This is a genomic window from Shewanella sp. DW31 (assembly GCF_015767295.1).
GTDB classification, from domain to species: Bacteria; Pseudomonadota; Gammaproteobacteria; order Enterobacterales; family Shewanellaceae; genus Shewanella; species Shewanella oncorhynchi.
Window position 1 is genome coordinate 211,997 of sequence record NZ_JADWMP020000002.1, and the last position, 18,789, is coordinate 230,785.

General features: G+C 43.6%; 15 protein-coding genes and 1 other annotated feature. Of the genes, 5 read left to right on the forward strand and 10 right to left on the reverse strand.

The features are described 5' to 3' along the window. Nucleotides 1–265: 265 nt before the first annotated feature. The 4 genes from GWI56_RS03165 to thrA form a co-directional block, all read right to left on the reverse strand. Nucleotides 266–559, reverse strand: coding sequence for a hypothetical protein (locus tag GWI56_RS03165; protein ID WP_198572119.1), 294 nt, complete (start codon nucleotides 557–559; stop codon nucleotides 266–268). A gap of 283 nt (nucleotides 560–842) precedes the next feature. After that, entirely contained in the window at nucleotides 843–2,126 is a 1,284-nt protein-coding gene (gene thrC, locus GWI56_RS03170) for a threonine synthase (RefSeq protein ID WP_198572120.1), read from the reverse strand. A 71-nt stretch (nucleotides 2,127–2,197) separates the two neighbouring features. Continuing rightward, entirely contained in the window at nucleotides 2,198–3,160 is a 963-nt protein-coding gene (thrB, locus tag GWI56_RS03175; RefSeq protein ID WP_198572121.1) for a homoserine kinase, read from the reverse strand. Continuing rightward, the gene (gene thrA, locus GWI56_RS03180) at nucleotides 3,157–5,625 is read right to left on the reverse strand and encodes a bifunctional aspartate kinase/homoserine dehydrogenase I (RefSeq protein WP_198572122.1); all 2,469 of its coding nucleotides are present in this window, start codon (nucleotides 5,623–5,625) and stop codon (nucleotides 3,157–3,159) included. The genes thrB and thrA overlap by 4 nt, the downstream gene beginning before the upstream one ends. 641 nt (nucleotides 5,626–6,266) lie before the next feature. On the opposite strand from thrA, the gene slyD reads away from it, so the two are divergent. Beyond that, complete coding sequence (slyD, locus tag GWI56_RS03185; protein ID WP_198572123.1) at nucleotides 6,267–6,926, forward strand: peptidylprolyl isomerase; 660 nt, start codon at nucleotides 6,267–6,269, stop codon at nucleotides 6,924–6,926. Between the two features lie 237 nt (nucleotides 6,927–7,163). Beyond that, nucleotides 7,164–7,535, forward strand: coding sequence for a hypothetical protein (locus tag GWI56_RS03190; protein WP_028760798.1), 372 nt, complete (start codon nucleotides 7,164–7,166; stop codon nucleotides 7,533–7,535). Between the two features lie 64 nt (nucleotides 7,536–7,599). On the opposite strand, the gene trpR is transcribed toward GWI56_RS03190, so the two are convergent. After that, nucleotides 7,600–7,875 (reverse strand): trp operon repressor, encoded by a 276-nt coding sequence (trpR, locus tag GWI56_RS03195; RefSeq protein ID WP_028760799.1) that lies wholly within the window; start codon nucleotides 7,873–7,875, stop codon nucleotides 7,600–7,602. Nucleotides 7,876–8,065: 190 nt separating this feature from the next. Between trpR and GWI56_RS03200 the strand changes: the two genes are divergently transcribed. Continuing rightward, nucleotides 8,066–8,515 carry a cytochrome c gene (locus GWI56_RS03200; RefSeq protein WP_028760800.1) on the forward strand — a complete coding sequence of 150 codons (450 nt, stop codon included), beginning with the start codon at nucleotides 8,066–8,068 and terminating at the stop codon, nucleotides 8,513–8,515. Between the two features lie 73 nt (nucleotides 8,516–8,588). Here GWI56_RS03200 and GWI56_RS03205 read toward each other — a convergent pair whose 3' ends face one another. Beyond that, the gene (locus GWI56_RS03205; protein ID WP_198572124.1) at nucleotides 8,589–9,281 is read right to left on the reverse strand and encodes a cytochrome b/b6 domain-containing protein; all 693 of its coding nucleotides are present in this window, start codon (nucleotides 9,279–9,281) and stop codon (nucleotides 8,589–8,591) included. Between the two features lie 299 nt (nucleotides 9,282–9,580). Here GWI56_RS03205 and raiA point away from each other — a divergent pair, with 299 nt between their 5' ends. Together raiA and GWI56_RS03215 are read left to right on the forward strand one after the other, a co-directional pair. Next, nucleotides 9,581–9,937: a ribosome-associated translation inhibitor RaiA gene (gene raiA, locus GWI56_RS03210; RefSeq protein ID WP_105249847.1), complete on the forward strand. Its 357-nt coding sequence runs from the start codon at nucleotides 9,581–9,583 to the stop codon at nucleotides 9,935–9,937. A 1,611-nt stretch (nucleotides 9,938–11,548) separates the two neighbouring features. Further along, nucleotides 11,549–11,665: a sequence feature (Phe leader region), on the forward strand. Nucleotides 11,666–11,706: 41 nt separating this feature from the next. After that, complete coding sequence (locus GWI56_RS03215) at nucleotides 11,707–13,701, forward strand: chorismate mutase (RefSeq protein ID WP_198572125.1); 1,995 nt, start codon at nucleotides 11,707–11,709, stop codon at nucleotides 13,699–13,701. 174 nt (nucleotides 13,702–13,875) lie between these two features. On the opposite strand, the gene GWI56_RS03220 is transcribed toward GWI56_RS03215, so the two are convergent. The 4 genes from GWI56_RS03220 to hcp form a co-directional block, all read right to left on the reverse strand. Then, nucleotides 13,876–15,171, reverse strand: a complete 1,296-nt coding sequence (locus GWI56_RS03220) for a sodium:proton antiporter (protein WP_173246106.1) — start codon at nucleotides 15,169–15,171, stop codon at nucleotides 13,876–13,878. A 43-nt stretch (nucleotides 15,172–15,214) separates the two neighbouring features. Beyond that, nucleotides 15,215–15,550, reverse strand: coding sequence for a hypothetical protein (locus GWI56_RS03225; protein ID WP_105249849.1), 336 nt, complete (start codon nucleotides 15,548–15,550; stop codon nucleotides 15,215–15,217). 156 nt (nucleotides 15,551–15,706) lie between these two features. Further along, complete coding sequence (locus GWI56_RS03230; RefSeq protein WP_198572126.1) at nucleotides 15,707–16,882, reverse strand: hybrid-cluster NAD(P)-dependent oxidoreductase; 1,176 nt, start codon at nucleotides 16,880–16,882, stop codon at nucleotides 15,707–15,709. Between the two features lie 74 nt (nucleotides 16,883–16,956). Further along, nucleotides 16,957–18,621 (reverse strand): hydroxylamine reductase, encoded by a 1,665-nt coding sequence (gene hcp, locus GWI56_RS03235; protein ID WP_198572127.1) that lies wholly within the window; start codon nucleotides 18,619–18,621, stop codon nucleotides 16,957–16,959. Between the last annotated feature and the right edge of the window lie 168 nt (nucleotides 18,622–18,789).

Sequence of the window (18,789 nt, forward strand, 5' to 3'; positions counted from 1 at the left end):
CCTCTTAAGTTGACGATCCTCTCTTGATTAAGATGAAGTATAACGATTCAGTGTCAGACTTCCGCGAGGGGGTTCTACCTCAGTAAGCGTAGTTGTCACTTAGATAGCGCGCCATAAACACCGGCGAGATCACAGTAATTAGCCTAAAAAAGGACGGGGGATAATAACAAAAAAGCACAACAGCCAAGAGTGAGATCTAAACGACTCACTATACTGCGATAAAGGCTAAGCCTGAACGCAGGAAATAAAATAAAGTTTTATAAATTTAAATCAGACACTTATAAATAATAGCAACAACTTTAGTGGGATCCCCCATATCGACTTGTAACCAAACTATGTGTGTTCCCCCCAATTCCTCACCCTGAGCCGTGGCGGACTCTTTAGCTTCATCAAGCCGGTTTTCATGGCGGCTCACCCCAGTGACTAAAGCAAAACTATCGCAGTGGGTGACTTCAAAATCGTAGGCCACGTTAATGCGACGATATAGTTCATGCTGCTTGGTCGCACATCCAGATATTAAAATGCAAAAACATGTACTTAACAGAAAAAATTTAGACAAATCAATTAACCCACAGATTAAACACGCGGATGAACATAACTAATTGCAATCGATAAAATTGTGAACAATGTCACATATAAGAAACCAAGGATAATACAGAAAGTTACAAATATTAATTAAATATCATGTAGTTAACTAAGGGTTGTTTTATGTTCACTGGTAACACAAGCTCATCAATTCCTCACCATAAAACTCACACTTGTAAAAAAGGGAGCCAAGCTCCCTTCCTGCTTTTACGCCATGTTATTCCACTGCTAGGCAGACATCAGTAGGGCTAAAGCCCTTAAGCTAATATTTTGAATAAATGCACTTTTAATGCAGCAAAATCTGCCGCTAATTCCGCGGATAAGATGGGCTTACTCGCAACAGCTTCAAGCTCAGGCGGCAAGGGTAAGTTAAGCGTTAATTCTCTATCCACAACATCCTTAAATTTAGCGGGATGGGCAGTCCCCAAAAATATGCCCACTTCATCGGGCACTAAGGTTAAAGATAAGGCCTTAGCTGCAATCGCCGCGTGGGGTTCAGACACATAACCCTGTGCATGCAACTCAGCTAATGCCTGTGACGTTTGTTCCTCCGATAAGCGAATACCCACTAAGCTACTCAGTGGCCAGCCTAATTTCTCACAAATGGCTTCCACACGCGGCCAGTTACTGGGTTCACTCACATCCATGGCATTGGACATAGTCGCTTGAGTCGGATTGGGCTGCCATTGGCCATTGTCTAAATAACGCGGCACTGTATCGTTGGCATTGGTCGCGGCAATAAAGCGTTTAACTGGTAATCCCATCGCTTTAGCGAATAAACCTGCGGTGAGGTTGCCAAAGTTACCACTTGGCACTGAAATCACAGGATCGGCTTCATGGCGTTGTTTAGACTGGGCAACCGCTTCAAAGTAATAGCAAATTTGTGCGAGCAACCTACTGATGTTGATAGAATTTGCCGAGTTTAAGCTCAGCCCATCGCGGACTTCGGGATCATCAAAGGCGCGCTTAACCAGATCTTGGCAGGCATCGAAATCGGACGAAACGGCAACTGTATGGATATTCTTGCCCAAAGTCGTGAACATCTTTTCCTGTAGTTCACTGATCTTGCCCTTAGGATAGAGCACCACCACATTGACTTTCTCAAGCCCATAAAAAGCATCGGCAACCGCGGCGCCAGTGTCGCCCGAGGTCGCAGTCAAAATGGTTAAGCGCGTGTCGCCCACAAAGGTATTAACGCATTGCGCCATAAAACGCGCCCCAAAATCTTTAAACGCCAGTGTTGGACCGTGGAATAATTCGAGGCAAGCGCGCTGCTCATCGACGGCAACCAAAGGTAAATCAAAGTTAAAGGCACGCTCAACTAATTCATCGACCGCATCTTGGCCTAACTCAGAGGCAAGCCATGCGCCGAGTACTTTTTTACTGCGCTCAACGAATGGCAACGCCAGCAGCCCTTCAATATCGTCTAGTACGGGTATTTGACTAGGAAAAAACAAACCTCTGTCTTTACCTAACCCCAGTTGTACCGCTTCTTTAAAGCTCACTTTCTGCGAAGGGTGTTTTAAATTATATAGTTCCATGCTCAACTCAACCTTTTGATGCTAAACCTTAAATGCTAATTTGGGGTACTTAGTCTTAGCTAAATTAACTATTAATCGACTCTACGCGTGCCTTGCTCATCGAGGCGACACACGTGGGCAAAGCCACCCACCTCGGTAAGATAATGCTGTTCTAACCAGGCTTTAGCGGCATTTGCCGTGGCTAAATCATCGGTAATCGAAAACAGCGTTGGGCCACTGCCGGAAATCCCCGTAGTCAACATGCCTAAAGCGGCTAAAGCGGCTCTGGCCTTGTCGTAACCCGGAATCGCGGCGGCGCGATAGGGCTCGGCTAACACATCCTTTAATACGCTGATCGCAAGCTTGGCATTCTGCTGGTAAGACGCATGCACAAAGGCGCTTAAATAACGGCCAAAATCGATAGTGACACTTTTATCATATTGATCAGGCATGAGTTTGCGCATCATTGCCGTTGAGAGTGAAATCCCTGGATAGGCCACAACCCAATACCATTCTTTAAAGCTGGGTATCGCTTCACAGACATTGCCCGGCACATTGAGCATCAATTGCATGCCGCCCAAATAACAGGGGGCAACGTTGTCATAGTGCACACTACCGCTGATCTTCCCTTCAAACTCGCCCATCAGTTCAAGCAGTGCTTGCTCGTTATAGGGTCTGTCAAAATGTTCATTCAAGGCATATAACGCCGCCACGACAGAGCTTGCACTCGACCCTAACCCACTACCGACGGGCAGGTTCTTTTCCAGTGTGAGTGCCACGCCTTCATCTGCTTTACCCAGCGCAGTTAAAAACTCCTTACTCATGGCTGTTAAGAAGAATTCGGCACATTGGTACACAATATTGTCTTGCGGATTATCAGGTAGTTTATGGGCCCAAGCGCCGATCTGTATCAGACTCACACCCGACGCTGCCGCGGCGATAGTCACTCTATCGCCCAGTAAACTGCCATCAATCGGCGCTAATGCAGCGCCCAGTAAATCAAATCCGACGCCCACGTTACCCATAGAGGCTGGAGCGTAAACAGTCAAACTCATACACTCACCTCACGAGTCCAATTCAAGGTTCTTAATACATCGGCAAAGGCACCAGCAGCGGTCACTTCAGTCCCTGCGCCATAGCCGCGTAGCACAAAGGGAATGGGCTGATAATAGCGGCTATAGAACGCCAAGGCATTTTCACCGCCTTTAACGCTATAAAGCGGATCCTGTGCATCCACTTCGGCGATACGCACACGGCACACACCATCCTCAATTTGCCCAACATAACGCAGCACTTTACCTTGGGCTTTGGCCTGCGCCACTTTTGCGGCAATTGCAGCATCAACCTGCGGCAGACGCGCCATAAAACTTTCAACATCACCTGAATCATCAAACTCTGCTGGCAATACAGATTCAACCTGCACATCACTGAGCTCTAACTTTAGTCCCACTTCACGGGCAAGAATGAGCACCTTACGCGCCACATCCATACCACTCAAATCATCACGGGGATCGGGCTCAGTAAAACATTTTTCCCGTGCCAGACCTGTCGCTTCAGAAAGCGTCATACCTTCATCGAGCATGCCAAAGATAAAGGATAAAGAGCCCGATAAAATACCGTTAAATTTATGCAGTTTGTCACCCGCAAATAACAGTTTTTTCAGGTTATCGATCACAGGTAAACCCGCACCGACTGTGGTTTCGTATAAGAATTGGCGACGCTGTTTTAATGCCGTTTGGCGCAGTGCTTGATAATAAGCATAATCACGAGTGTTCGACTTTTTGTTCGGCGTGACCACATGCAAACCTGAGTTCATCACATCCAAATACAGATCCGATACTTGCTCGCTCGAAGTGCAATCCACCAGCACAGGATTCAGTAATTGTTGATCTTTCGCCCATGCGAGTAATGCTGGAATATCACAAGCTTGCTGGCTATCGGCAAGCAAACTTGGCCAATTATTTAAATCGATGCCCGCACTGTCGAGTAGCATCTTGTTCGAATTCACTATACCGCAAACACGGATACTGATGTGCTGCTCTTTAAGCATGGCGGACTGTTGTTTTATCTGCTCAAGCAGGCCTGCCCCCACATTGCCGCAACCCACTAAAAACACATCTAAATACTGCTGCACATCGAAAAAGCCTTGATGACAAGCCGCCACCGCATGCTTAGTCTTACGCTGCTCGATCACAGTCGAAATCGACCGTTCGGACGAACCTTGGGCGATGGCGATAATGTTCACGCTCGCCTGCGCTAACGCTTGGAAGAAACGCGCTGCCACACCTTTGTGGGTGCGCATGCCATCACCAATCAAAGAAACAATAGCGAGCTCATGACGCATAGCAATAGGTTCAAGCAAGTCACTTTTTATTTCTAATTCAAACTCTTGCTCTAAGGCCCATTTCACTTTGGCCGAGTCAGACGTCGCCACACAGAAGCTAATACTGTATTCAGAGGAACTTTGGGTGATTAAAGACACAGACACGCCGCTGCGGGAAATCGCCGCAAGGGTACGGCTCGCCATGCCAACCATGCCTTTCATGCCAGGGCCTGATATATCGAACATGGTCTGGTTATCTAAATTGGAGATAGCTTTAACCTGTAAGCCCGTTTCATCGGCTTGGTTTGATACCAGAGTGCCGGGCGCATCGGGGTTAAAACTGTTTTTGATATAACAGGGAATATGGAACTGGGCGATAGGCGCAATCGTCTTAGGATGCAGCACCTTAGCGCCAAAATAGGAGAGTTCCATCGCCTCTTGATAGCTGAGTTGTGATAACAGCTTAGCATCGGCAACCACACGGGGATCGGTATTATAAACACCGTCAACATCGGTCCAGATTTCACAACTCGAAGCATCTAAACAGGCGGCGAGCACAGCAGCAGAATAGTCCGAACCATTACGGCCTAACGTCACCACTTTGCCCTGTTCATCGGCTGCGGTGAATCCCGGCATTACCCATACGCGCTTTTCACCTAATGCCAACGCACGAAACCTTGGCTTACTCACAGCGATATCGACCACGGATTCTAACGGCCGACCACGACCTAGAAACAAGGCGCGCGGATCGAGTTGAGCAGACGTGATCCCCTTAGATAGGATCACTTGTTCCATCAAGGCTGCAGATAAACGCTCACCTGCCACCACGATTTCAGCACGTATGCCATCGGGACACTCTTGCAGTAAGCTAATGCCACGTAATCTATCCTGCCAAATCACCAGCTGTGCATTAAGTCCAGAAAAGAGCTGTTCACTCTGCTCACTCGACAACATTGAAGTAACAGCATCTTGGTATAGCGAGGTAAATACCCGCTCAACATGCTGCAGCACAGACGAATAATCTTCACCTTTAACGGCTACATCAACCATTTCTAGTAACGCATTTGTCACAGTCGCCGGGGCCGATAGCACAGTGGCTATGGGTTCAAGCTTAGATGACTTAGCAACGATATCCGCCGCCATCGAGAATCGCTGCCAATTTGCAAGCGAGGTACCACCAAATTTCATTACTTTCATCTTGTTCTCCTGTACCGCGCCCGACTTAGAAATAAGAGCTAGAAACAAAAAAGCCCGCTTCTTTGTGGGAAGCGGGCTCATCGTTAAAATTCTTTAGGGTGTATCAGCCCGCCCCCACTGTTGTTGTAGTGGTGGTTGTAATAATGGTAGTTACTACGAAACCTAGGCTATGCATGTGTTTGGGCTAATCCATGTTAATTTCTTGATAAACAGAATTGCTTTTTTTACCCGCGCTTGTCAACCCCTAAAATGGATTATTTATAGGCAAATATTAACGCTCGATAAAATACTGCATCAAGATTCGTTAATATGAAGTTTTCTAGGGGTAAAAATGCGATTTACGCAACAGATAACTGTTGACGTCAACGTAACACGGTACGAAAAACATTAGATAATCACTTGTTTTACATCTGATTATTTATAATGTATTTTAAAATAATGCGTTATTTGTTCTACCTCATCACTCAGGCTAAATTAACAGGCTAACGAGCAAAAAACACATTACTCATCCTTTCTACCGTAAAGCACCGACAAATTTGCCTAAAAAAAACCTGTGCGATATCTAACATAAGCCACTTCAAATTATCGCCAGCACTAAAAAAGCACGTTATTATGCGCACACATTACGAATTGGAGGCGATATGAAGATCACTCAACACAGCGCGGTAACCATTCATTACCGTTTATCAGATCAAGAAGGCAGACTATTAGAAGACTCTTTCGACTCTGAACCTATGCTATATCTACACGGCACTGAAAACCTGATCCCAGGTTTAGAAGCCGCATTAGATGGTAAAAGCAAAGGCGAAAAACTCGATGTCACTATTAGCGCCGAAGAAGCCTATGGGCCTTATCACGATGGCCTACGTCAAGCCGTGCCATTAGAAGCCTTTGGTGATATCGAAGATATCGTCCCAGGTATGCGCTTCATCGCTGAAACTGAAATGGGTCAGCGCCCAGTTCAAGTCATGGAAGTGAAAGACGATGTGGTTATCGTCGATGGCAACCATCCTTTAGCGGGCCAATCGCTCAATTTCAGCGTCGAAATCGTTGACGTTCGTGAAGCCTCAGCCGAAGAAATCGCTCATGGCCACATTCATGCCCAAGGTGGTTGTGGAAGCCATGGACATGATCACGACCACGGCGGTGGATGCTGTGGCGGTTCAGGTAAACAAGAAGCGGGCGGCTGTTGTGGTGGTGGTTCAGACCACGATCATGGACACCACCATGAAGAACACGAAGCCTGCGACACACCTAAAACAGGCTGTGACGGCAATGGCGGCTGTGGTTGCCGCGGCTAAACAAAGCCTGATACCAGAAGTTAAACGAGAAGTTGTTTATCCGTAAGTGATTAAACTGCCATGGTTTAACCTTTTAAAATGCACGCCCTTAATTTAAGGTCGTGCATTTTTTATACACAAGCGTTTATAATATTCGTAATAGATAAATAACTGACTGGTAAATTGAAGTATTCAAATTTTATATGAATATTTTCAATTAGATATTGATATCAACCTAAGTTAAGCGACGGAGTGCTTATGTTAACCAAACCACTTTACGAAATTTTGCCTTTTGGCTACATGGCGCTCGGTAGTTCGAGTTTTATTGCACTCGACATCAACTATGCCTTGATAGCGGCAACTGTGGTATTTGTATTAGGTGCGAGGATCTACGTTATGCGTTCTCAAAACCGTCGAACAGACTCGGCTAAGCGGCGTAAATCGGGTTATCTTCCCGAGATAATTTATAACTTTCTACCTTTTATCTATCTCTTAGCGGCGCTGGCTATCTTTAAATTCCTTCCCAAGGATCTTTACCCAATTCTGGCTATCTGTTTACTCAGCTACGGCTTATACATTCTGGTTCGTCGTTCCCTCTATCGTCGTCATAAGCTTCCCATCACGCCTTAAGGCTTAGTTCTATTCACCACAGTAGGAGCAGATGATATTCACAAGAGTTGTATCCACATGAACACTAACCAATTAATTTTTGAACTTTCGCCCTATGCTCAGAAGACATATTCTTCAAATAATTAGAACAACGTGTAATCGTTGCAATACTGACTTCATATTCCGCAGCGATATGCCTTTGACTCATTTCCCCGTCTAGCAGCAATTGAAAGACCTTCAAACGTCCGGCAACGGCACTACGTTCTTCTTCGGTTAACAGTAAATGAAACAACACAGAAAGATCTTCATAATTGCTGTGGCTCAAAATTTTTTCTAATACTAGATCCCAGTTAGCTCGCATAATCACCCTCATAAGTACTGTTCAAGCATTACATTAGCAGTCTAACAGATTTCGCCTACATACAAATAAATTGTTACGTTTAGCCGTCTTATCCAGACAAAAACTGACAAAATTGCTTCTAGTACATCAAGTTAATTTGTGTACAATAGGAGTGCAATGTCACACTTCGACGCTAATTTGTGAGAATACGATGAAAAAATTACTACTTACTCTCGTTGCCAGTACCTTATTGGCTTCAACTGCTCAAGCACACAATTTCGAAGACTCTAAAGATGCAATTGAATACCGCCAATCTGCATTTGGTCTTATTGCTTATAACTTCGGCGATATGGCTGCCATGATGAAAGGTAAAAAACCTTTCGAAGCAGAAACCTTCGCAATGCGCGCAACGAATGTTGCTGCATTATCCAAAATTCCTTTCGAAGGTTTTATTGATGGCTCAGACAAAGGTGATACCGAAGCCCTAGCCAAAGTTTGGCAAGACAGAGCTGATTTTGATGCAAAAATGAAAACCTTCCAAGAGAATGCTGCCATTCTGGCTACTGTAGCTCAAAAAGGTAATCAAGCTGAAATCAAACAAGCCTTTATGGACACAGGAAAAAGCTGTAAAAGTTGTCACGACATTTATAAGAAAGATTAATTTGACGTTGTTTTTCCCATCAAAAAGCCTGCTAAATAGCAGGCTTTTTGTTGTTCCCAAACTGAGTATAAATCTACAGAACTTGCACTATTGGCCACATTAAATAGCCAAAGACCACAGCAGCGCATACTGTGAACAGCACTAAAGCAAGCCACTCAGACTTGAATCGAAGCTCGCTCTTCGCACTTGATGAAAAAGCAACCTTCGAGACTTTCTTGTAACCACTGATCATAGCACCAACTAACTTATCCCCTTTCATGGCATGAATAATCACAGCCAGTATATGAATGGCACTCAGCAAGAGAATAAGGTTAAAGTTCGTTTTGTGTAACCAAGTCAAAAACCCACTGGTATCTGAACTGACATAGCTATATAGCGGACCTTCGGTAAAAATATCATCGGTCGCAAAAAGGCCTGTAACTAATTGAAGGCTAATGATCCCAATCAACGCGATGACCATATAGCCACCGATAGGATTGTGTCCAAGTACCACAGACATCCCTTTAGTTCGAATCGATCTCAAGTAATCGAGTACAACTTTGGGGTGATGAACAAAGTGGCTAAACCTTGCCGTATCGCTACCAATGAGCCCCCAGAGGATCCTAAATCCAATAAGGATCAGCAAACTATAAGCAAAAATTTGATGCCACTGCATTTCTCCCGCATCGGCACTCCACCATAAAAGTGCCAACAGACACACCATGCCCCAATGGAAAATTCGCGTGGGTAAATCCCAGATCTTAATTTTAACGTGTTCAGTATTCATAAAATGGGCAAACTCAAAGTGACCGAATGGAATAAGTAGAAGTATTTTATCGGGATTCGGGATGAAACTTAAAGTAAATATAAGTAAATAAGGGCAAAGACTGCGGAGTTATCCCATCGAATATGACCCCATTTAGCTGGCAATACAAGGCTTTTGGGCCAAGAATTATTGATATTTGTCTAAGTGATCAAATATCCAACGAACAGTATCTAATGGGCACAAAAACGTGATCTACATCTCGTTTTATAGTGCGAACCTTGGTAATCTGAAATCCAAGGAAACAACAGAAGGTTCGAAATATGCTAAAGATTACTAGCAAGCAACTTGAAGTCACATCTCCTATTCGCGAACGCATTGAAAGCCGTTTTGAAAAACTTTCAAGGCATGATGTGCAAATGATAAATCCCCATGTAATCATTACGGAGGAGAAACCTGGTTTCAAAATTGAAGCATCGGTTGGCATCCCAAATGGAGAACTCTTCGCTCAAGCAAAACATGAAAATTTATATACTGCGATTAACGCTATGGGCCAAAAATTAGAGAAGCAGCTCAATCGCATAACACACAAACCTGAAGCTCAACGCTCCACATCACTAACACCGACTAATAATGTTGTTGAAATTGACGACGAGTACGAGGAGGAAGATGCGGCATAATTTAAATCTGGTGAGTACGAGAAACGCATCACTTTGAGAGCAATAAAGTAGAAATATTTAATCAGATCACAGTTTTTACAAAAGCTTAGTGCAATCATTTTAATGATGAAAAAAACAGTTCTTTTGACTAAATACCTACTACACTTTACAAAGTGACAGCAAGAATCGAAGTGGTGCGGATTTAAATCGTTTCAAATGTTGATTTACTTTAAATTTTGATTTACAAATATTGATTAACAGATCTTAAGTTCTAAGTAACGTTACTGGATATAACTAAGGAGCACTACTAATCTAAGCTATATAGTTTTAAGTACTAAGGTTTACTGTTAATGATTAATTTTACTTATAATTTCTACGTTTAAAAGTTCAATTTTTATTTTCAACTAGGTTCCACTTTCAATAGCAAGTTTGGAAAGGAGGCAACACAAGAGCGAACAATTTGATTTTAGAAACAATCAAGTATGTTGGCATTCACTAAAAGCAGTACTCAATTTTGACCCAATATCAGGATGACCACCAGAAACAGGCGGCATTGCTGAATACCAGAGTTAACATAAGGAGTCGAGTACAGTACAACGAGTACATTAGCAAAACCTTTAACTATAAAATGTTTATATCCACAATGGAGGCTCAGGTAAACATAAACAAAAGTCACATTTACAAAAGCTACATGAATAAAAGCGTTTATTGTAAAACGGGTCAGCACCAATACGTGCTAAACACTGAGATAAAATGAGGTAACAACTGTCACGTTTAGTTAGATGTAGATTAGTTATATGAAGAGAGTCATATTTACACTGATATGTTAGTTAGCGTTTTAGCGTGTGATTTAATGTAAGTGCAATACGTTGATTTGATTAAAAGTCATTAGTTTACTTAGTGTTATTTGTATAGTAAAAACTGTAAAACGTATAAATGTTTATTTATGTAATGTGTTAACGTTTACCATTAGTTGAGTTTTGATATTTATAGACACCTTAAATAATGTTTACTTATCAACTTAAAAGGAGGAAATCTAGACTTGACGAAAATTGTAATAACAGTAAATGAAAGTTTTTATACGCTCCATGTATTAACATGTTAGGTTTTAAAGTAAAAAATAATAATGGTAATAATGTAAGTAGCAAGACCTAAACGCGTGACAAGGCTAAGCTGTTCTTACAGCAAAATGTACCTAGTACAACCAATGAGCCGTAAATCGTTTATTTTTAAATGTTCGTTTTGTTAGTGTTAGTTTTTAATGTTATAGCTCCATGCAAGTGTTAATTGTTAAAATATAAGTGCAAGACATGTCAACGTAAGTTCGCTGGTACTGCAAACTGCATAGTTTCAAGGTTATACGCTATGCCGCATAAAGTACTTGTTAATGTTCATTGTAAATGCAAGTCGTTATCTAGTGAGTTGTCAACGTTTTACTGTTACACGTAAATGTAAGATAAACGAATGTGTTACCTTGTCCCACACTGACCATAAGGAGGATAAACTCGCTTGACCATATATACATACTTGAACCAAACCAGCGCACCCTCGGGTGCGCTTTCTTTTTAGATTACCTTTAAGAAAGTTTTGATTGACAGCTAAGCCCTAGCCCTTTAGTTTTAAGACCATGAAAATGATAACAGCAGCTTTTTTTACTTTCTTTTTTACACCCCCACTCTAGGAGGCGGATTTACTGTGTAAAAACGAAAGTAAAAATCCAAAGCCTCCCAACTGGGAGGCTTTTTTGTCTTAAACGATTGATAAAATACATGGCGGCAATTGAGGTCAGAATGCATACACCACAGCCTTTAAATCAAACCCGAGAGCAGATCACCCATCTGGATAATGAACTGCTGGCATTACTCGCAGAGCGCCGTCGCTTAAGTTTAGAAGTAGCCCGTAGCAAAGAAGTGGATGTCAGACCCATCAGAGATACTCAAAGGGAAAAAGAACTGCTCGCTCGACTCGTGAAAGAAGGCAGAGAGAAAGGATTAGATGCCCACTATGTTATCTCCCTTTACCAGAGCATCATTGAAGATTCAGTATTGAATCAACAAGCTTACCTTCACGGCCGCGCCAATCCAGAGACACAAAAACAACAGTATTGTATCGCTTACCTCGGTGCTAGAGGTTCATACTCTTATCTCGCAGCTACACGCTATTGCCAACGTCGCCAAGTTGAAATGCTGGACTTAGGTTGCCAAAGTTTCGATGAAATAGTGCAAGCCGTTGAGTCTGGACATGCTGATTATGGTTTCCTGCCGATTGAGAATACATCTTCAGGTTCAATCAACGAAGTCTACGACGTGCTACAGCACACCAGTCTGTCGATTGTTGGCGAAACGACGATTGAAGTCAGCCATTGCCTACTAGGAAAAGCTGGCAGTAAATTAGCTGAGATCAAAACTGTCTATGCCCACCCTCAACCTATTAGCCAATGCAGCAGATATTTAACTCAACACAAAGACTTGAGACTGGAATACTGCTCAAGCAGCGCAGAAGCAATGGAAAAGGTAAACCAAAGTCCAGATAACAGTGCAGCAGCGATTGGCAGCGCAGAAGGTGGTGCACTCTATCAACTTGAGTCCATAGAAGCAGGTTTAGCGAATCAGAAGATCAACCAAAGTCGCTTTATCGTTGTTGCACGCAAAGCCGTTGCCGTACCAGAGCAGTTACCCGCTAAGACTACATTGATCATGGCAACAGGCCAAAAAGCCGGTGCTTTAGTGGAAGCCTTACTGGTTCTAAAAGCGCATCAGTTAAACATGAGTAAATTAGAGTCACGCCCGATTCCAGGAACTCCTTGGGAAGAGATGTTCTATTTGGATATCGACGCGAATATCTCCAGTGAATCTATGCAGGCGGGTTTAAAGCAACTCGAGCGGATCACCCGTTTTATCAAAGTATTAGGCTGTTATCCTTGTGAAACAGTCAAGCCCACACAGCTGAGCAACAGCCAGCTACTGATTGAGCCCAGCACCTCTAAGGATCAAGTCATCAGCGAAAATGGTGCTAATGCCAGTCCAGTTCGATATAACAAAGCCTATAAAGAGCAAGCAAGTGAAATCAACTGTGGCGCAATGACAATCGGTGCAGGGCATGTCGGTGCCATAGCCCAAATCACACTGAATAATGACATTTCACATTTAGCATTATCGGCTTTCGAGCAGCAAGTGAAGCAGCTTAAAGAAGCGGGATTCCAAGCCGTTTTGCTCAGCGCTGTTAATCAACTGACTATGGCAGAAGTTACTCTCGCTAAACTACGCCAAATCCTGCATCAATATGGCCTAGTGTGCATTATTGCCATAGCGCAAGAAGCTGATATGCCATTAGCAGTCCAGCACGCCGATATGTTATTCCTCGCAGGCAAGCAGATGTTTAACCAAACTTTACTGACTCAAGCTGGAACCCTACCGATACCTTTAATACTTGAACGTAACGATATGGCAAGTTTTGAAGAATTACTCACGGCAACAGAAATTATCTTAAGCCAAGGCAATCAGCAACTTATCCTGTGTGACTCTGGCATTAGAACCTTAAATAACGCCAATCTACCCTCACTCGATTTGGCGAGCCTGATCCAGATTAAAGCCACGAGTCATTTGCCCATTTTGATCAACCCTAGCTATGCCGTTTCGGATGATGCCCTGCTGGTTCAAACACAAGGAATTAAACAGCTTAAAGTGGATGGATTGATACTCAATTGTCCACTAGCTAGCAGTGATGACCATGAGTCGCTTAACTTAATAAGCGCTGTGGTACGGGAATTATATCGGGCGAACTAAAGCTTTGATCTTGAGTGATTTAATTTAAAGTGAAATGTGGTTAGTTCGAAGTGTGTTAAGGGATAAATGAGGCTTCTTTTATTCCTAATTGACTCAGACAAGCTTGCTAGCCAGTGTGATGACTAGCAGGCTTAATATTGTTTAGTATTGCAGCGCAGTGAGCCTTTATGCATTTTAAGAAGAGCCAACAGCACTCGATGGTTCAGTAACGGCATTACTCCTACGGATAAGCCCTGTCATAGTAGAGCCCTGCACTAGAATCGAAAATACGACGACGGCATAGGTCATCACTAACAACAACTCCCGCAGCTCCACACCACCAATAGCATCTATGACGATACCCTCTGGCAAACTCATCGCCATAGCGAGGGCTAATCCTCCCCTTAAGCCACCCCAAATCAAAATCGTCTCTGCATAGGGGTTGTATGACTTAAACAATCGAAAGCCTAAATAAGGTAATAACACACTCATTGCACGCGCCAACAAGACTATTGGTATAGCCACAAACATAAACCACCATAATGGCGCTTTGAAAGTGACTAACAAAAGTAATAAACCAAGCAATAGGAAGAGTAAGGCATTAAAGAAGGATTCAATCAGCGACCAAAAAGTAAATAGTTTCACTCGCTCGTTGCGAGCAAAAAACTTAGGCACACTGAAATTTCCTATGATGATCCCCGCACTCACCATAGCTAAAGGACCAGAAACACCAAGCACATCCGCCATGACATATCCCGCGGTTGGGATCAGCAGGGTAACCAGCATTAATTGCGTTTCTTCCTCGCAGTAGCGGAAAAAATGATGCAGCAGAAAACCAAGCACGCTACCGTAAATAACCCCACCTACCGCCTCACGAATAAATAACTCAGAGATATGGATAAACGTCAGTGGCTCGGTGGAGAAAGCCAATTGCGATATTGCCACAAAAATCACTAACCCTATGCCATCGTTAAATAAAGATTCACCTTCTACTTGAATCGCAATATCTTCCGGCGCACCCATTTTCTTTAAAATAGCCAAAACAGCGATAGGATCGGTGGGCGAAATCAAGGCGCCGAACAGTAAGCAGTGGCTGAATTGTAGCGGGAGACCCAGCATAGGCGCGAACCAAAATAACAGCCCACCTATAATAAATGTCGACAATAAGGTGCTTATAAAAGCAAGGATTAGGATCTCCCACTTTTGATGCCTCAGTATTTTTAAGCGGATTTGTAATGCGCCGGCAAAGAGTAAAAAACCGAGCATGCCATTGAGCAGTAAAGCTTGAAAATCGAGTTTCTCTAAGCCAGAGACAAAATACACATAAACGTCCCCACCTAAAGCCTTTCCCCCAAGGAGCAACAACAAACTCATTCCTAGGGCAATAGCAGTAATGGCCACAGTTTCCTGCAGTTTATGGACGCGAGAGGAGATAACCGAAGTCACTAGCGCCAATGCGCAGAGGACACACAGAATTTGGTAGCTGGACATAAGAGCCTCTAAAAATCATCAATTTAGAGACTCTAGCACAAGTTTAGATTTCTAAACCATCCAATAGACTTAACCACCCTTTAATGATCCTGTGGCAAAACCAAATGATCCCAAAGAGATAAATCGAAAGACTGAGCCAAGTCAGTGGAACGCAATAGCCGAGCACTAGTAAGCCAAGAAAGGCGAGATTAGAATGCCGTTGCCAACGTAAATGCGACGCCAATAATGGATTACCATGGAATTGGCGTTGGGAAACATTAATGAACAAACTTAGCAGCACAGGAAGTAATAATAAGGGAAAACCCGACATCAAGGCGTACAACAAATGTCCCAGAGTACGGTCTTCAATTTTTGCGGCATAAGTGGTTGTCATTGTCATTGAGAGACTCCAGCCAGACTAATAGACTGGGCGCAAACATCATACGCCCTTGTCATTAACCTTACGTTCTCACTGAGATAAGCGCAACTAAGGATTAGAAATATTTCCATCCATTTAAAAATAAGTCACAAGTAAATGACGCTAATTAGCAGCACGTTAAAGTTTAAGTGTCACGTCGGATGCTAATTTTGTGGAGCAAGCGAGTACAAAACCGGCTTCAATTTCTGCAGTAGTCAGTGTCATCACGCTTGTCGATACCGTTTCGCCCTCCAAGACTTGACACTTACACGCGCCGCAAACGCCCGAACGACAGGCCGCAATAATCGGCAACCCTTCCGCCTCAATTCCCTCCAGCAGACTTTGTCCTTGATTTAGCGTCGTGCTTCGATCGCCAATAGACAAGGCGAAAGCCACTTCTGGTGGGTTTTCACTCGTTCCATCTGACGAGTTTGCTTGCATAAGCTGACTACGGGCAACTTTCTCGGCCGTGGCAAAACTCTCATGGTATAACCGACTCATATCAAAATTGAGTTCGACCAATAAGGCTTTTACCGCTTGCATATAAGGTTCTGGCCCACAAAGGTAGATAGTACGCTCTGCAAAATCAGGTACTAAGGTTTGTAGCATCTGTGCACTTAACCGCCCGAAATCGAATGCTATCTTTGGTGAACACCCCAGTGTTTCAGTGACAGTCTCAAGTACGTAGCTGAGCTTAAATGCATTAAAACGGTTGGCCATAGTCGCCAATGATGACTTAAAAATAATATCATTCTCTGATCGCGCACTGTGCACAAAGGCAATATCGGCATCAATTTGTGTATCAGTCAGATAACGCGACATAGAGTACATGGGGGTAATACCGCAACCAGCACTCAAAAAAAGGTATTTCTGCGCCGTTATAGCTAACAAATTAGCATCTAACTTTTCAGTCTCTGGCTGTTTATGGCTTAGCCGAGCAATATCAAACAGATTAAATTGCCCCGCGGGCGGCAGCACTCGTACACTCTGGCCGAGTAATAGATTGTCGATAAGATAATTAGATACGAGTCCACCCGCAACACGCTTAATCGTCACCATCAAGGAATAGGGCCTAGATGGCGATGATGACAAGGTATAACTGCGGCACACTTGCTCGCCATTAATCTCAAGCACAAAGGTCATAAACTGACCGGGTTTATAGTCAAACTTCATCGGCTCGCCCGCTTGAAAACGAAAACTCACGACATCCGAGGTTTCATTCCAGCGTTCGACGCACACTAATTGATTAACACTTCCGGGTTTATGGGGCGAAACCGATAATGCCCGCGCTCCCGCTATCACACTCATGTTCATAGCATTTACCCACAAAACACTGCGGCCTCAGTAAACAAGCCAAAACCGCAGTTCAGCAACAATTCTTGGTTGATTTAAGCCACGTTTAACATATTTTTTAAATCGGCTTCGACTGTCGTGGTATTACGCAAGCCAAACTTATCTTCCAAAATTTTGGCTAAATTGGCCGTCAGGAATGCAGGTGGCGTCGGGCCTGTTCGAATATTTTTAACGCCAAGTGACAACAGCGTCAGCAGTACTACAATGGCTTTTTGCTCAAACCAAGAAAGCACTAAGCTCAGAGGTAATTCATTGATATCACATTCAAACACTTCAGCTAATGCAATCGCTAACTGAATCGCTGAATAGGCATCGTTACATTGGCCCACATCGAGCAAACGTGGAATACCGTTAATGTCACCAAATTCGAGCTTATTGAATTTGTACTTACCACAGCCTAGCGTCAGGATTATTGAATCCTTAGGTGTGGATTTAGCAAGTTCAGTGAAGTAGCTTCTGTCAGCTTTGTCGCCATCGCAACCGCCAACAAGGAAGAAATGCTTAATCGCACCACTTTTCACATTTTCAACCACGGCGGGCGCTGCGGCCATCAAGGCATTGCGGGCAAAACCAATAGTGATAGTGTGTGGGATTTCATCATAGATAAAGCCTTCTAAGGCTAACGCTTTATCAATGACAGCCGAGAAATCATCTCCTTCGATATGCACCACACCAGGCCAGCCCACTATGCTGCGAGTAAAGATACGATCACTATAACTACCCACATTTGGATCGATAATACAGTTAGATGTCATCATTACAGCGCCAGGGAAATTGGCAAATTCTTGCTGTTGATTCTGCCAAGCACTGCCGTAATTTCCGACAAGATGTGCATATTTTTTAAAGGCAGGATACGCCAGTGCAGGAAGCATTTCACCGTGGGTAAACACATTGATACCCTTGCCTACCGTCTGCTCGAGAATAAGCTCTAAATCCTTCATGTCATGGCCAGAAACTAGTATGGCTTTGCCCTTAACTGACTTAGTGTTGACCACAGTTGGCTCAGGATGACCAAAGGCCTGAGTTTCACCCGCATCCAGCATTGCCATTATGCGGTAGTTCAACTGACCTATGTCCATAGCCGTAGTAAACAGCTTATCGCCATCAACACTCGGCTCACCTAAGAAAGACATAATTTCATGGAAGCGCCCTGCCACATCAGCATCAGTCTGACCCAACACGCGAGCATGCTCCATATAAGCAGCCGCGCCCTTAAGGCCATATAAACACAATAACCTCAACCCCATGATGTCTTCATGAACTTCATGCTTATCTTTATTCAGCAATGCAATCGGTGCCTGCGCTAGCATTTCAATCTTACTGGTCCCCAGCACTAACTGAGCGACTTGCGGCACTTGCTCAGCAGCAATACCGGCTTGTTCACAAGCCGCTTCGTAAGAAGCTTTTAACTGAGCACGATACTTAGCCGCCTGCTGGGTATAGGCCATAATGCGCTCATCATCGAAGTTGACGTTGGTGAGGGTCGCGAAAAAGGCTTTAGGCACAAAACTATCAATTTCAGCATCGATAATGCCCAGCTCGCGAGCTTTAACCGCATATACAGACACGCCTTGTAGCATGTAAATCAGCAAGTCTTGCAGATCGGACGTTGCCGCCAACTTGCCACACATACCTTGGGAATAACTACAACCATTGCCAGCGGGTGTACGAATGGTTTGCTCACACTGAATACAGAACATGGATAGACTCCTAATTTAAATTCATGCTTTATTTTTGCATGTTTAAAACTAGTCTACCTAAACGTGCCATAAGCGACAGTCATTTCTAAAGTGAGATGCTAAATGTTAGAGAAAGATCACCTTAAGCAATTGCTAATAAATACAATGTGACCTGTTAAAAAATCCATA